This is a genomic window from Solidesulfovibrio sp. (genome assembly GCF_029978005.1).
In the GTDB taxonomy this organism is placed as follows: domain Bacteria; phylum Desulfobacterota; class Desulfovibrionia; order Desulfovibrionales; family Desulfovibrionaceae; genus Solidesulfovibrio.
The window spans coordinates 44,276-59,105 of record NZ_JARKOZ010000046.1 but is presented as its reverse complement, the minus strand read 5'-3'; the positions used below and the strand labels follow the sequence as shown (position 1 = coordinate 59,105).

10 protein-coding genes are annotated in these 14,830 nt (G+C 66.7%); 8 read left to right on the top strand and 2 right to left on the bottom strand.

Annotated elements, in window-relative coordinates:
- Positions 1-125 precede the first annotated feature (125 nt).
- Entirely contained in the window at positions 126-830 is a 705-nt protein-coding gene (locus tag Q1K70_RS05050; protein ID WP_300156512.1) for a 6-hydroxymethylpterin diphosphokinase MptE-like protein, read from the bottom strand.
- Positions 831-1,197: 367 nt separating this feature from the next.
- Positions 1,198-1,851, bottom strand: a complete 654-nt coding sequence (locus Q1K70_RS05045; RefSeq protein ID WP_300156510.1) for a cyclase family protein — start codon at positions 1,849-1,851, stop codon at positions 1,198-1,200.
- A 723-nt stretch (positions 1,852-2,574) separates the two neighbouring features.
- Here Q1K70_RS05045 and Q1K70_RS05040 point away from each other — a divergent pair.
- The 8 genes from Q1K70_RS05040 (at position 2,575) to Q1K70_RS05005 (ending at position 14,829) form a co-directional block, all read left to right on the top strand.
- Positions 2,575-3,195, top strand: a complete 621-nt coding sequence (locus Q1K70_RS05040) for a hypothetical protein (protein ID WP_300156508.1) — start codon at positions 2,575-2,577, stop codon at positions 3,193-3,195.
- A 112-nt stretch (positions 3,196-3,307) separates the two neighbouring features.
- The gene (locus tag Q1K70_RS05035) at positions 3,308-4,123 is read left to right on the top strand and encodes a hypothetical protein (RefSeq protein WP_300156506.1); all 816 of its coding nucleotides are present in this window, start codon (positions 3,308-3,310) and stop codon (positions 4,121-4,123) included.
- A 1-nt stretch (position 4,124) separates the two neighbouring features.
- Complete coding sequence (locus Q1K70_RS05030) at positions 4,125-7,388, top strand: tubulin-like doman-containing protein (protein ID WP_300156504.1); 3,264 nt, start codon at positions 4,125-4,127, stop codon at positions 7,386-7,388.
- Positions 7,388-8,035 (top strand): hypothetical protein, encoded by a 648-nt coding sequence (locus Q1K70_RS05025; protein ID WP_300156502.1) that lies wholly within the window; start codon positions 7,388-7,390, stop codon positions 8,033-8,035. Before Q1K70_RS05030 ends, Q1K70_RS05025 begins: the two co-directional genes overlap by 1 nt.
- A 4-nt stretch (positions 8,036-8,039) precedes the next feature.
- Positions 8,040-10,286, top strand: coding sequence for a DUF1318 domain-containing protein (locus Q1K70_RS05020; protein ID WP_300156500.1), 2,247 nt, complete (start codon positions 8,040-8,042; stop codon positions 10,284-10,286).
- 13 nt (positions 10,287-10,299) lie between these two features.
- Positions 10,300-11,025 (top strand): ATP-binding cassette domain-containing protein, encoded by a 726-nt coding sequence (locus Q1K70_RS05015; protein ID WP_300156498.1) that lies wholly within the window; start codon positions 10,300-10,302, stop codon positions 11,023-11,025.
- On the top strand, positions 11,022-12,851 hold the full coding sequence (locus Q1K70_RS05010) for an FtsX-like permease family protein (RefSeq protein WP_300156496.1): 1,830 nt from the start codon (positions 11,022-11,024) through the stop codon (positions 12,849-12,851). Before Q1K70_RS05015 ends, Q1K70_RS05010 begins: the two co-directional genes overlap by 4 nt.
- Positions 12,844-14,829 carry an SUMF1/EgtB/PvdO family nonheme iron enzyme gene (locus tag Q1K70_RS05005; protein ID WP_300156494.1) on the top strand — a complete coding sequence of 662 codons (1,986 nt, stop codon included), beginning with the start codon at positions 12,844-12,846 and terminating at the stop codon, positions 14,827-14,829. The genes Q1K70_RS05010 and Q1K70_RS05005 overlap by 8 nt, the downstream gene beginning before the upstream one ends.
- The last annotated feature ends 1 nt before the right edge of the window (position 14,830 follow it).

The following is a 14,830-nucleotide window of genomic DNA, read 5'->3' as shown; positions in this document are numbered from 1 at the left end:
GTTGCGGACGTCGGCGTGCCCCCGGCGCGCGCCGGCCTGGGACACACGCCGCCGGGCGCTTCCCCGGAGGATGGCTTTCCCGCCCGCGGGCGGCCCGGGCCCGATGCCGGCCGGCTCCGGCCATTCTAGCGCGGGAATTTCTCCAGCGCCTCCTCATAGGGCATGCGCTCGAATATCTCGAGCTTGCCGCCCACGCCGGCGTTGATGATGCGCCGGCCGGCGGCTTCGACGTGCTCCCTGGCCTTGACGTAGGCCTTCTCGACGAGGTCGAGCCTGGGATGGTGCCAACGCTTGCCGGGGCCGAAGTAGTCCGGGTGGAAATGGTTGACGTCCGCTTCCCGCGACGTGATTTCCGGGCCCTCGGCATAGGCGGGGACGGCGTAGTCGAAATCCACGCCGATCAGCAGGATGGGATCGCAGCCCATGTACCAGGCCAGTTGGACGGCCAGGTAGGTCACCGTCGAGCCCCAATAGATACCTTTTTTGGCGTCGTCGCTGAACAGCGGAAACCCGGTGTAGCGGCGGATGAAATCCACCCAGCAGACGTTTTCGCCGTCGGCCAGGCAGTAGCTCAGGTCCTTGGGCAGGAACTTGACGTAGGGCAGCCGGTCGATTTCCCCGGGCGTGTCCTCGGCCACGAACACGTCCTCGACCGTATAATAGAGAGGAGTGAAGCCGAATTTTTCCACGCCGAGGTAGATCCGGTTCATGCAGAAATGCACGCGCCCGGCAAGCAGGGAAAGATCCATCCGGTTCAGGCTGGGGCCGTTGCCGACGACCCAGGCGGCCTGGCCACGGTGCTTGTCGCGGTAGTCCTCGATGTTTTGCATGGAAAACCCTTTTTGCATGCTGCGGCAACGGCCGCCTCGCCCCCGGCGGCCGGCGGGGCCGCGAAGGCCGGGCCGTCCTGCCCGGCCGGCCGGTTTGGGCTGGCGCGCCGGAGCGGATCCAGGCCCGGCGACAAGGCCTGCCGGGAAAGGACGTTACCGCAACGCGTTGCCGGGGTGAATAGGCCCGTCGCTTCCGGCTCCTGCGCCGAGAACCGGGCAGCAGGCTTCGCCCACCCGGAATCCTGCCAAAAAAGGCAAGTACGACGGCTGGTTGAGCGTGTCAACCTGACGCAGGCCAGTGTCCTGGGCGCCGCTTCGTGCTTGGGCGCAGCAGGGGCGCGCCACGCGCCAAGGGGCGGGGCCGGCCTCAGCCGGTCCTGCCGGCCAGGGGCCGGACGATGGCCCTGGCCGGCGCGCCCTCGGCCCCGGCCAGCCTCAAGGGAAGGCAGACCAGCTCGACCCGGCCGGGGGGGACCCGGGACAGGTTCAGGCCCTCGATGATCCAGATGCCCGCCCCGAGCAGGGCGCGGTGGACGGCCGCGCCGTCGGCCCGATAGCCGGCCACGGAAAGATAGTCCACGCCGACGAGGCGCACCTGGCGCGCGGCGAGGAAATCGGCCGCCGCCTGGGAGATGGCGACGAAATCCTCCACGAAGTCGTCCCTGTCCCAGCAGCGCCCGGAATTGGCCGTCTTGAACAGGAGCCGTTCCCCGCGCCGGATGCGGTGCTCGCGCAGGGCCTCGGGCGTGACGGAGTCGCCGTCCTCCAGGGCGATCACCCTGGCGACGCCCACGGCCACGTCGAGGGGCATCGCGTCCATGCCGCACCCGTCGGCGAGGTAATGGGCCGGCGCATCCATGTGCGTGCCGGCATGGGCGCACAGTTCGAGGCTGGTCACCGTGCAGGGGTCGCCCTTGGCGAGGTCGAGGTCGCGGCGGATGCGCGCGGCCGGATCGCCCGGCCAATGGGCCATGCCGGTCCGCAGCGGCACCGAGACGTCGATCCAGGGCGAAGAGGGCATGTCGGGCTCCGTAGGGACGGGCGCTTGTCGCCGCGGTCATGGCGCCGTGGGGCAAGGCGCGAAGGACAGCTTCGGGAGCGCTCGCGGCTGCGGCGTTTCCATTCGGCGGCCCCGGTCTCCGGCCGGCCGCGCCGCATGCGATCCCATCCTGGCAAACGGGCAGGAGATTGTCCAGATATCGGAAGAATCGCTCCCGGGCCTGGCGCATCGGGTCAGGCGCGACGTTCCCCCCGGTGCCGGCCGGCGCGCCATGCGCCGGGGAAAGGATTTTCGCACCCCCTTTCATGTGAAAGGCAGCGGCGGCAGCTTCCACGGCGGCCGCGGGCTGTCCGCGTTTCGGCCGGTTTCCCCAAGGGGCGGCAGGCCGGATCGGGTCAAACGGCCAGGCACATTCGGGAGGAGCAAAATACGGTTGACGTGAATAGGTAAATTAAATATTTTCATGAGCGAATTTATAAATAATTTGTATATAAATTCCGACCGCGCCACACGGCGCGCGTCCAGGGCGCTCTGGCGCGAGCTTGCCTGAAGCCGGCGGCAATGTGCAACGGCGGCGGCAACAGGTTTTCTTATTGCCTTGCGGCAAGGCCTGCTTCCCGGGAATTACGGGCGCAAATACGGAACACCGACCATGTTTCGCACAACACAACATGGCTTGGCGGAAAAACACTATTATCTTCGAAAAAAACAATGAGAAGACTGTCAGCTTACACAATACCAGCCGTGCTTCTGCTTCTGAGCACTACCCATACGCTCGGCAACGCCCATTACCTCGCCGATTGGTACCCTCAGGCAGTCGCCCTTTTGGAGGCTTCCGCCAAAATCACCAGCGAGCCGCAGCATGCCAATGAGACGTTCGCCGGTGCGATCGGCGCTGTCGGAGGCTTCGCTGCGGGAACTTATATGGGGATGCGCAGCGACAATATGGCCACGATGCTTCTCGCGCCCCTTGCCGGCGGGTACGCCGGAGAAAAACTGGGCAAGGAATACGGAAAGACCGTGGATATGGCGGGGCTCGCCCTGGACAAGCAGGGGAAGGCCCTGGAGTGCATGCAGGCGGATTGGGACGCTCTCGTGAAATACCTGGGGGAAAACGACATCCGGGACAACGACGTCAAGGCCGAACTGCGGGCGATCTCCAAGGAAAAAGAAAAGCTCTACGCCGAACTCCTCGACTGGAAAAAGAAACTGAATTCCAAAGCCCTCAACCGGAAGGCCGCCGTGCAAATTCTCAACAACACGCCGGACAAAAGAATCGTCGTCGTCATGGAAAGGATGCACGAGGCGGACCAGGCCGCACAATCGCAATACGACTACACCCCCCTGTCCGGGTGCGGCAAGTAGGCCGGCGAAATGTGCGACGCCAGAGATGGCGGCACGGACGCCCGAACGCATGCGCATGAAACGCAGGGCGCAATAATCGGCAGCAACGCATCAACCAACGAGGCGCAATCCCATGATCCTGGACTTCCTGCATCTCGTCTTCGCGCTGATCGCCCAGCTCTGGCAGGACAGTCGCGGCATGTTCCTGGCCACCTGCGGCGCGGGCCTCGCGCTGGGCGGCCTGTCCTGGTGGTTCGCCAGCTGGGTGGCCGCCAATTTCAACCGCCAGTTCTCCCTCCACTGGCAGCACCGCCTGTTTTGCGCCATCACGGCGGCCACCACCCTGGTCTGCACCCTGCTCTTCGTGACCTGCCGCTATACCGGCCCCGTGGCCGTGCTCATGGTGGAACAATGGAAGCGGGCCATCCTGCAGGACGATTCCTGGAGCAACGATACGTTCCGCCAAGCTTACGACGCCGTGTACGCCCTGCGAGACGCCGCAGGCAAGCAACTGGAAAATTTCGCCAAGCATCCCCGCCCGGACACGAGCGCCAGCACGACCATCCCCACGGTCACCAGGCAGGCGCAGCAGACGGCGGCGCAAGTCCATGCAAGCGGCGCGGTGGAACATTTCCGCGCCAACCATCCCTTCCTCAGCACGATCCTCTGGCCGCATCCCGACGCGGCCAAGCAGGCCATCACCAAGGACATGGAACAGGTGTTCGCGTCGGGCACGAACACCTACCACGCCCAGGACGCCATCCAGATCGCCAGCGAGAACATCCTCGTGGAGCTCAAGGCGAAAGCCTCGCGCATCGTCGTCATCTCCCGCGCCGTCCTGGTCGCGGTCTTTCTCCTGGTCCAGGCGATCACGATCGGGCTGCTCATCCGCGCGGCCCTGGCCGACATCCCGGAACACCGCGCATCCCCGCGCTACATCGGAGGCTAGCATGGCACAGCACAATTTCCTGTTGATCGGGCTTGGCGGCACGGGCTGCGCCGTGGTCCGGGAGCTGAAGAAGAAACTCTACGTGGAATGGCGCTCCCGCGGCAACACCGGGGAATCGTATCCGGACGTCTACGCCTTTCACGACGAATACGGCGGCCAGCCGGTGGAATCCCGCATCGCCACGCTCAGCGTCGATTCCAACCGGGCGGACCTGGAGGGCCAGGGGGAACGCCTCCAGGGCTGGCGCGTCTTCGGCAAGACCCTGCACCTCAAGGACAAGGAGAAGGTCCTCCTGAACCCGGAGGGCCTGGAAGCCATCCTGGGCAGCATCGAGCGCTATCCCGGCATCGAGCCCTGGGTGCGGCGGGACATGGACTTCGTGCGCGACATCACCCGAGGCACCAGGACCCCCAACGGCTGCAACCAGATCCGGCGCATGGGGCGGCTCGCCCTGGCCAACGGCGACAACATCGCCAACGTGATCCAGGCCGTGGCGGACCGGATCAAGGAGCTGTGCAAAAACGGCCAGGTCGGCGCGGAAATCCACGTCGCCTGCACCCTGGCCGCCGGAACGGGCAGCGGCGCGCTCCTCGACGTGGTCGCCCAGATCCAGCGCCACCTGAAGGACGAGCCCGGCAGCTACCAGCTGTTCATCCACGGCTTCGTCACGGCCAAGGACGTGGGCAGCACCAACACGGGCAACTTCTACGCCAACCAGTACGCCGCCCTGCTGGAGCTCAACGCCTTCCGCCTGGGCATCTACGAGCCCTGGGACATCCGGGCGGCGAGCCCGGCCAGGCTGGCCGTGCCCAAGGCCGGCAACGGCCTGCCCACCAAGGACCTGCGCGACACCTACAAGGCCGTCGCCCTGCTCACGGACACGACCGAAAGCGACGTGGACGTCCCCCTGGCCCAGCAGATCGAAAACGCGGCGGAATTCCTCTTCCAGGTCGCCGTGCGCCAGATGGGCGACCTGCCCAAGTCCCTGCGCGACGCCCTGACCATGGAAGACCGCAACCAGTTCCCCGCCGACGCCAACGGCGGCGCGCGCTCCACCGCCTTCATCAGCTACGGCGTGCAGCGCGTGGCCATCCCCGAACGGGAGATACGGGAGAAGCTCTCCTACTCCTTCGGGCGGCAGTACCTGCTGCGGGCCATCTTCAACAAGTGGGACAAGCGCTACCTGGAAAGCCCTCGCGACTTCTCCACCGACAGCTTCGTCGGCAAGCGCCGTTCCATCTGGAAGGCGACCCGGGCGCACCTGTGCCTGGACCTCGTGGAGGACGTCACCGGGCAGCCGGAATTCGAGCTCTACGAGGTGGAATGGCGCAACACGCTGGAGCAACAGGAGAAAAGAGTCCGGGAGCAGCTTGGCGCGGACAAGGAGCGGCGGCAATGGCTCACGGACTTCGACCGGCGCGCGGACAAGGTCTGGCAAAGGGGCTTCCGTGCCCGGGGCGACGCCGGCGGCGTGCTCGACTACTTCAAGGCCCGGCGGGAACCCAACGAGATCAGCGCCCGCGCGGGCTCCATCCGCGCCTACGTCGAAAGGGACCTGATCTTCGGCATCGAACGCCTGGACCCGGAATACGCCCTGAACCATCTTCCCGACGTCGTCGAGCATCTGTCCCGGCGCATCGAGGAAGACAGGACGTACTACGACGAGCAGGAGCGCAAGGCCGTGGACGAGGTGCGCAACGCCGACCGCAAACGCGACGAGATCCGCACCCAGTACGACAAATGCGGCCGGTGGGCCAAGGGCAAGCAGGAACGGCTCTTCAACGAATACCGCATCGCCACGACGCAATACCACTATTGGCAGACCATGCAGCATGCCATGCAATACGGCCATGAATTCTGCACCGAGCTGCTGCGTGAACTGGTCTACCTGCACGACCAGGTGGCGACCTTCAACACGAACCTCAAACTTCTCGCCGAGCGCTTCGCCGCGGAAATCAAAGTCAGGATCTCCGACAGGAAATCCCCGCAAGACCGCAAGGACGTCGTCTACCTCGTCGACGCCCAGTACGTGAACGACTCCATCCGCGAGCGGTTCGAAGCCAACAAGGAGGTCCAGGACCGCTACGGCAACCTGACCATGGAGGCCCTCAAGAAGCTGCGCGGCGACCATGCCACCTTCGCCGCCTACAACGACCACATGGCCGTGGACGAGAAGACCAACCTGGTCGGCGGCCTCCTCGTCGAGCGGCTGCGGATGCTCTCCGAGCAGCACGCCATGGAAGCCCATCGGGAGGTGCGCGAGAACGTCAAGGATTTCGAAGGCATCCTCGGCCAGAACATCGTGCGCAAGCTCTACAACGACTACGGCGGTCAGGTGGAGGGCAAGCTCGCGCACTGGCTGCGCGAACTGCTCGGCAAGGCCATGCCCATGGTCGCCTTCCATCCCAATTCCGAGCCCATGGAGCTGCCGACCCAAGGGCCGGTGCTGCGCCGCTGCGTCTTTTTGCCCAAATGCGCCAAGGTCGCGACGTTCGAGCAGCAGATGCACGCGATGATCGAAAGCATCATCGGCGACCAGGGCAACTGGAAGACCATCGACACCGCCTGCCAGGACGTGCCGGAGGAACGCAATCCGACCGAAATCGCCATCCTTTCCGTGGCCTTCTTCTTTCCGGCCCGCCATGCGCGCGTCACCCACGCCCTGCACTCCAAATACCGGGACCGCCTGGAACAGGGCACCGCGCGGGATGCGGCGCGAACCTCCTTCGAGGTCCATACGGAAAGCCACAACCCCCCGTTGCCCGACCTGATGAAGCCGGACCGCAAGACGGTCCTGGCGGAACATCTTCCCGAGGTGATGCTGGCCACGGCCCTCGGGCTCATGCGCGTTCCCGACACGGACGGCGAGCCGATCCTCTTCGGCCGGCTCGACGCCTACGGCCGCGTCACGGACAAGGTCGAAAGCGGCATGACGCTTGAACGGCTGTCGCGCGAGGTCGCCGCCGAGAGCCAAAGCCGCTTCGGCCTGCGCATTCCCGTCGAAACCATCCAGATCTACTCCTTCTATACCGACCAGTTCAACGAGAACTGCCTGATCGACCTGCAGAAACTGATTCGGGACGGCATGGCCGCGTCCGATGCGCCGGACCTCGATGCGCTGCACAAGGCCCTTAAGGACATGAGCGGGTGCTGCTTCCTGCTGAGCGGCAAAAAGGAAAGCGACGCGAAGTATCGGCTGTTTGACGCCAAGGCCCGGGCGGCCTCCACTCTGGCGAGCCAGCTCGCCGACCGGACGAGGTTGTGATGGCCAGACGCAACCGCTTTTACCGCTGCGAAAACGAGTTCGGCGACGACCCCTGCCTTCTCGCCCGCGACAACCGCAAGATCCCGGAAGAAGACGTCGTTGCGTCCATGGACGGCGGCAATCCCAAATGTCCCGGCCAGACCGTTTCCGGAAAGCCCTGCGGCCAGAAACTGGTGGTCATCGAGACGCCGGGAGGATTGCTTCCTCCACGGCGCTGGCTCCTCGCCGGCGTCGGCGCAGCGCTGCTGGCCGTCCTTGTTTCCTTTCTCCTCGCCGGGACCGGGGGAACGCCCCGGCTGCAACTTGCCCGAACCACGCTGGCCTTTCCTCCCGCCAAGGGGGGTGTGGCGACCGCGACCCTCACGGTGCGAAACGTCGGCGACGGCAGGCTCGTCATCGCCGACTGCGAGGCGCGGCCGGCCGAATTCTCCGTGCCCGGGCAGCCGCTGGTCGTGGAGCCCGGAGAGCAGGCCAGCCTGACCGTCCGCTTCCAGTCCGCCTCCCCGGCCATGCGGGAAGGGACGCTTTTGTTGCGCAGCAACGCCCAGGACCCGGCCCCGCCCGTCCAACTGGTCGCGAACCTCGATCCCTGGTGGGTCTACGGCAAGGTCGAGGCCGGCTCCAGCACGCTGACGAAGGAACAGTGACCCCATGACCACGCATCCCCGCACGCCCGCGCCGTTGGCCCTCCTCGTCCTTTGCGTCCTCGCCCTGCTGCCGGCGCGCGCCTTCGGCGAGGACGCTTACGATACGCTTTTCGCCTCCATGCAGGCCCGCCGCGGCGCGCTGGACGACCTGCTCCTGGGGCCCGCGCGCTGCCTCGGCGAGCGCCTCGACGGCATGCTCGAAATAAACGGCCCCTGCAGCGCCGAAGCCAGAAAAACGGCCGAAGCCGAAAACAACGACCGCAGGGCCCTCAACGCCCTCATGGCCGCCGACCTCGGCCTCGCCCCCGAACAGGTGGGCCGGGAGCGCGCCCGGCGCAACCAGGACCGGTATCGCCAGGGCGTGCAGCGGGAGGTGCGGCTTTCCCCTTCGGAAACAGCCTGGTGGGACGGCGTGCCGCCCCCGCCCTGGCTGGTGTCGCGCGTCCTGACCCTGCGCCAGGCCCGGATCCATGCCGCGCCCGACGCCTCGAGCCCTGTCGTCAGGGACAATCTCCAGCAGTACGAGGCCTTCGGCGTGATCGACCAGAAGCAGGATCCGGCCGGCGAGACATGGTACCGCGTCACCGACGCCTACGTGCCCAGGATCAAGCCGCCCCAGTGGTCGCCGCAGGCCGCCGGCTGGCTGGCCCAAAAGGACGCGATCCCCTGGAAGCAGGCCCTGGCGATGCGCTTCACCAACCCCCTCAACCGGGACCCTTCCCTGTTTTTCAAGGACAAGGAAGCCCTGCTCGCCCTGGCGCGGCTCGCCCCGGCCCAGCGGGCCCAGCGGCTCAAGGACCTGCGAGAGCGCCTGAAAGACGGCAAGGCCGCAGGAACCGGGATCATCGCCCAGGAGCCGACCGTGGGGGTCGCGCAGGATTCCGCCATCTTCTATCCGCTCCTGGACACGTTCCCCGCCGCCGCCGAAGAGACGCTGCCCCTCGACGGCATGGCGGCGCGGCTGCTCGACGTCGCGGCCAGGACGCGTTCGCGGGAAGCCCCCCGGGCCGCACAAAAACTCGCCATCGACATCGTGTTCGTCATGGACACGACCGAGTCCATGCAGCCCCACCTGGACGACGTGCTGCGGGCGATGCGGGACTTCATCGGCGCGTCGGCCGACGACGACCTGCGTTTCGGCTTCGTCGGCTACCGGGACAAGGATCCCGCCTTCGGCTACGTCGTCAAGGAGTACACGTCGCGGACCCTGCCGGGCCGGGAGTTCGTCTCCGTCCTGGCCGACGTGAAAGCGCAGTATCCGGTGGTCAAGGGGGACGACTTTCCCGAATGCGTCTTCCAGGGCCTGGACAAGGCGCTGGAGAGCCTGCAATGGCGCAAGGACGCCGTGCGGCTCGTGTTCCTGGTGGGCGACGCCCCCGGGCGCGACGAGGACGGGTACACCGCCAGGGTCCTGCGCGACAAGGCGCACATCCGCAGCATCGCCATCAATTCCTTCTATCTGCGCAACACCAAATCCAAGGACTACGAACGACAGGGCATCCGGCAATTCAAAGAGTTGTCCGCGACCTTTGCCGGCGCCTACGGCACCAGCCCGGAGACGACGCACTTCTTTCCCGTGGACGCCGGCTCCTCGCAGTTGTGCGGCCTCATGTTCGCGCATTTCAAGGAGGCGATGCAGGCGGCCGAGATCTACGCCAAGGCAAGCGCCTCGGGCACTCCCTTGCCGCCTGCCGAACCTGGATCGCTGACGGAACTGATTTTCCAGCAGGCCGTGCTGCTGCGGGCCGACAACTCCCTGCCCGACAGGGAAGTACGGGGCTGGGTGTGCGACAAGGTGCTGGAAAAGCCGGCCCGCGAGGCTCTGGCCCCCATGGTGCTGCTCACGCGGGCGGAACTGGAGGAGCTCGAAAGCCGGGTGCGGGAACTCAAGGGCCTCGGTGATGCGGCGCTGCGCGGCGAGGAGAGCACCGCCCTCGATTTCTTCGATCTGGTGTCCAGGAACACGCGCTTCACCATGGTGGACCCGGCCGCCGTCAACTTCAGGGACGTGTTCAGCATGCCGCTCGGCATCAACAAGCTGCCCTACCACAGCGAAATCATGATGAAGACCCGCGACGATTTCCGCAACCAGGACATCGTCCGGGATTTCGTGCGCGCCATGGCCGACAAGCTGCGGCACTACGAGGACCTGCTGCGGCAGCAGGCCAACCCGCGCATCTGGAAGAAGCTCAACCAGGGCGCGCGGGAAAGCGACCGGGTCGTGGCCCTGGACCTCGACCAGCTCCCCTGAACGGAGGCCGGGCATGCCGGAAGAAGCGGCCGTGGGGCTGCGGATCAGGAACATGTGGAAAACGCGCGGGGACAAACGGCGGCGCATCCGGATCACGGTGCCGGAGTTCGACGTCCCGCCGGGCGCGTTCGTGGCGGTGCTCGGCCCCAACGGCTGCGGCAAGAGCACCCTGCTCGACATGCTCGGGCTGCTGCTCACGCCCGACCACGCGGACGAGTTCGTTCTCACCGGCGGCGCGACCACGAATCTGGACGCCTTGTCCCGGCGGGACAAGCGCCAGGTGCGACGGAACTTTTTCGCCTACGCCCTGCAGGGCGGCGGACTGCTCGAATGCCTCACGGTCCGGGGCAACATCCGCTTCGCCGCCCGGCTGGGGCAACCCGCCGCCGGCCAGGCCGGCCACCTGGCGGAGCTCCTCGGCCTCGACGGGGTCCTGGACGCCTATCCGGCCAGGCTCTCCGGCGGGCAGCGGCAAAAGGCCTCCCTGGCCTGCGCCCTGGCCCGGCGGCCGCGGATCATCCTCGCCGACGAGCCGAGCGCCGCCCTGGACCCCCCGAGCGCCAGGACGATCCTGGAGACGTTTCGCCAGCTCACGCGCGAAAACGGCATCAGCCTCATCCTCGTCACCCACGCCCCCGAAATGGTCCGGGGAAGCGCCGACGCCGCCTTCCGCTTCCAGATCGCGCAGGACTCCGGCCGGGGACTCGAGTCGGCGCTTGCGCCGTGCCGCCTTCCATGAGCGCCGTCCCCCGAAACCAGGGCTGGCTGGGCGACAGCCTCCACGTCGCCAGGCTCGTCGCCGCCGACCTGCGTTACGAGTGGGTCCTGTCCGTCTGCCTGGTCCTGGCCCTGGGGGCCATCTTCACCCCCTTGTTCATCCTGCTCGGCCTCAAGGACGGCGTGATCGGGGCCATGCGCGACAGGCTGCAACACGATCCGGACAGCCGCCTGGTGACGCCGAGCGCCCCCCTGACCACGCCCCTCGGCCCGGCCTGGCTGGAGGCGCTGCGCCGCCGGTCGGCCTTCGTCGCGGCCTCGCCCACGGCCTACCTGATGCTGGACGTTCCCGGGCTCGGGGAACAAGTCAACGCCTTCCCCACGGAAGACGGCGACCCGTTGCTGGTGGAAAACCACATTTCCCTGGGCGACGATCCGTCCGCCGTCGTCGTGTCGGAGCGCCTGGCGGCACGCGCCGGCAGCCGGATCGGCGACCCCTTCAAGGTGCTCCTCGTGCGGGATTCCGGCCGCGAGGAACGGTATGTCCTGACGTTTCGCCTGGCAGGCATCCTGCCCCAGCCCGACGTGAACAAGATATGGATGTCCGGCCGGGTCTTCGACGGGCTGTACCGGTGGCGCGGCGGACAGGCTTTCGCCCTCTTCGGACTGCCGGGAGCCGCCACCTCGCTCACTCCGGAATACGACGGCATCCTGACCCTGGCCCGGCGCTTCCCGACCCAGGAGCAATACCGTCGCATGGTCGCCGGCAGATCGGGCTTCAGCCAGCCGCCCGCGCCGGTCGACGCCGCGGGCTGGGCCCTGCCGCCCGGGATGCGCGTCATGTTGTGGAAACCCGTGGGAAGCCGGGTCTTCGACGCGGACATCGAGGCCATGGTCAACCAGCACGACAACCTGGGCTACGAGGTCGAGGCCGTGCCTTTTCTGGACAACTTCCCGGTGATGCTGGAGAGCGCCGCGGGCAAGCGGCCGCTTCTACTCACGGTGCTGCCCCAAAGCCTCGCGCCTCCCCCGCTGGCGGCCGCCCCGGGCCGGCCCGTCGCCTGGCTCAATCCCGAGACCCTGGGCGATTTCGGCGGCTGCGTCGCGGGGCGTCTGCAATTTCCTTCCGGCGACAAGGAGAAGATCGTCGCCATTCCCGTCACGGCCTGCCCGGCGGCCGAGGTGGGGCCGGGCCATGTCGCCGTCCCCCGGGATCTCGCCGGCCGCATGCACGCCGCCCGCCGGGAAGAGGCCACCTACCATCCGGAAACGGGCGCCTTCGACGTGACGGACGAGGCCATCCGCTATTTCCGGGCCTATGCGGCGTCCCTGGCCGAGGTGGAAGGGCTGGTGGACTTCGTGCGCGCCGCCGGGCGACGCCTGGCGATGCCCGCCCTGGAAAACCCCGTCTCGAACGTGGCCGCCGTGCGTAAAATCCTGCTGCTCTCCCGCTACATGGAGCAACTCTACGGCCTGATCGTGGTCGTCTCGGGCATTTCCTGCTTTTTCGCCGTGACCGCCGACGTCCATGCCGGCATCCGACGCAAGCGGCGCGACATGGCCATGCTGCAGTTGCTGGGGCTGCATACCGGCGCGCTTTTCCTTTTTCCCTTTCTCAAAAGCCTGGTCCTCGTGCTTGGGGGAATCCTGCTTTCCCTGGCCGCCTATGCGGTCTTCGGCCACGTCGCGGCGCATGTTGTGGACCTGCGCGACGCCTCCCTGACGCGGCTTGGCGTTTTGCCCGCCTCGGCCCTTGTCGGCGGCATCCTGGCGACGACGTCCGTCGCTTCGCTGCTGGCCGCCCTTTCCGTCCTGCGCATCGACCCGGGGGAATACATCCGTGAATGACCGCTTGCGATTCGCCGCTGTCCGCAAAGCCCTGGCGCGGCGTGTGGGCGAAACGTCGCCCTTGCGGCGTCGTGCCGCCTGGCTGCTGCTCGCTGCCTGGGTCTCGCTTCTGGCGGGTTCCGCGTGGGCCGCCCCGCCGCCCGACCTGCCGGACCGACTGGTCGTCCGCCTGCCCGATGGGGGGGAGCTGGCCTTTCGCGCCGTCTATCTCGGGGTCGGTTCCGACAAGCTCTTCGCCGCCCGGCAGGTGCAGCTCGGCTCCCGGGAGGGAAAGCACGGCTACAAGGCGCAGCTCACGGAGACCCTGCTTTCCGGCAGCTTCGTGGGAACGCGAAACAGCCGGCCGGACTGGCTCTACTACGTCGGAGAAACGGAGGTCCAACAGGGCCAATGGGCCGCCGTCCTGCGCCATGCGCACAAGGAGAACGTGCCCGCCCAACAGGCGGGCGGGGATCCGAAATTGCCGGTCACCGCCGTGACCGTGTCGGAAATCTATGCCTTTCTGGAAGCCCTCAACCAGTGGCTGCTTTCGCACGAGCAGGCAAGCCTGCCCCGCTTTCGGGGCGCGCCGGCGTTTTGCCGCCTGCCCACGGAAGCCGAGTGGGAGTTCGCCGCCCGTGGCGGAGTCGCGACGCTCGACGCCGATCGTTCCCTGTACGACGCGCCCCATCCCTATGGCGACGATCCCATGCGGCACGAATGGCTGCAAAACAATGCCGGGAGAAAGCTCCATGCCTGCGGCAGCCCGGATATCCAGCCCAACCCCCTCGGCATTCGCGACATGCTGGGCAATGCCCAGGAATTGACCCTCAATCTTTTTTCCCCCGACTACCAGCAGGGCCGCTTCGGCGATTTCGTGATCCGCGGCACGGATTACACCCATGCCGAGCCGTCGGCGTCGCTGCGCAACGAGCATCTCGCCCACGACAAGGACGGCGCGCCATACCGCGCGCCGCGCCTGGGTTTTCGGCTGGTTCTCGGCACGCGCATCTCGGCCATGCAGGTCACTGCCGATGAGATGGACGGCGCGTTCGCCGAATACCGCAAGACCCTCGGGCTGACGCAGCCCGGCCCGAGCGCGTCCAGCAGCCCGGCGGCCCAGGCGGAGCAGGACAAGGAGCGTTTCCTGAAGGAGCGGCAGGAGCGGGATCGGGCGGCCATGACCCTCCAGGCCGGACAGATCAGCACGCTGGAGCAGGAGCTTGCCGCGCAAAAGGCGACGCTGTTCCAACTGGAGCAGACGAACCGGACGCTGCAAGGCCAACTCGAGCAGAAAACGCAGGCGTTGCAGGAAGCCGGCCAGTCGCGACACGCTTTTGCAGGCACGGCACACAGCGCCGCAACGCAGGAAAGAATCGAACAACTCGAGGCGCTCAACAGGCAACTCTCCGCGGACAATAGCGAACTCGTAACGAGAGCCCAGAGCGAGGCTTCCCGGAACTTCGTCAGCAGCCAGGCCAACAACGCGTTCGCGGAAAGGCTCAAGGAACGGGACGGCGAGATCGCCGACCTCAAGCGGCGCGCCGCCATGTTCGATCATGAAATCGAAAAGAACGCGGGCCGTGTCCGGGCCGTGGAAAAACTGTATCTCGAGGCCTTGCTGCGCCAGGCCAGCGCGAACGCATTGTTCGGATACAGGAATCTCAAGAATCTGGAACTCGCCGTCCAGGTCAAGCGCCTGTCCAAGGCGGATGCCGCTTACGGCAGCCGATACAACGAAGCGGCCTTGATGGTCCGCGACCTGTGCGACCTCGTCCGGCAGATCGTCTCGCATACCCAGGACACGCTTTTCCCGGAAGTCAAACGGGAATTGTGGCAGTGGCTGCAAGACCGCGAAAAGGCCGGGGACGCGGGCCTGCAACGCCATTCCCTCGACCTCATCGAACGGTACGTGCACGACGCCCGGGCTGGCCTTTACCGGCAACCGGACGCGCTCATCGCGGTTTTCACTTCCGAACCGGAATTTCAAATCCAATAGG

What these genes read in the sequence shown, in the direction of transcription:
- Q1K70_RS05050 (WP_300156512.1), bottom strand. Translation starts at nt 830, where the DNA reads ATGCAAAACATCGAGGACTACCGCGACAAGCACCGTGGCCAGGCCGCC.
- Q1K70_RS05045 (WP_300156510.1), bottom strand. Translation starts at nt 1,851, where the DNA reads ATGCCCTCTTCGCCCTGGATCGACGTCTCGGTGCCGCTGCGGACCGGC.
- Q1K70_RS05035 (WP_300156506.1), top strand. Translation starts at nt 3,308, where the DNA reads ATGATCCTGGACTTCCTGCATCTCGTCTTCGCGCTGATCGCCCAGCTC.
- Q1K70_RS05030 (WP_300156504.1), top strand. Translation starts at nt 4,125, where the DNA reads ATGGCACAGCACAATTTCCTGTTGATCGGGCTTGGCGGCACGGGCTGC.
- Q1K70_RS05025 (WP_300156502.1), top strand. Translation starts at nt 7,388, where the DNA reads ATGGCCAGACGCAACCGCTTTTACCGCTGCGAAAACGAGTTCGGCGAC.
- Q1K70_RS05020 (WP_300156500.1), top strand. Translation starts at nt 8,040, where the DNA reads ATGACCACGCATCCCCGCACGCCCGCGCCGTTGGCCCTCCTCGTCCTT.
- Q1K70_RS05015 (WP_300156498.1), top strand. Translation starts at nt 10,300, where the DNA reads ATGCCGGAAGAAGCGGCCGTGGGGCTGCGGATCAGGAACATGTGGAAA.
- Q1K70_RS05010 (WP_300156496.1), top strand. Translation starts at nt 11,022, where the DNA reads ATGAGCGCCGTCCCCCGAAACCAGGGCTGGCTGGGCGACAGCCTCCAC.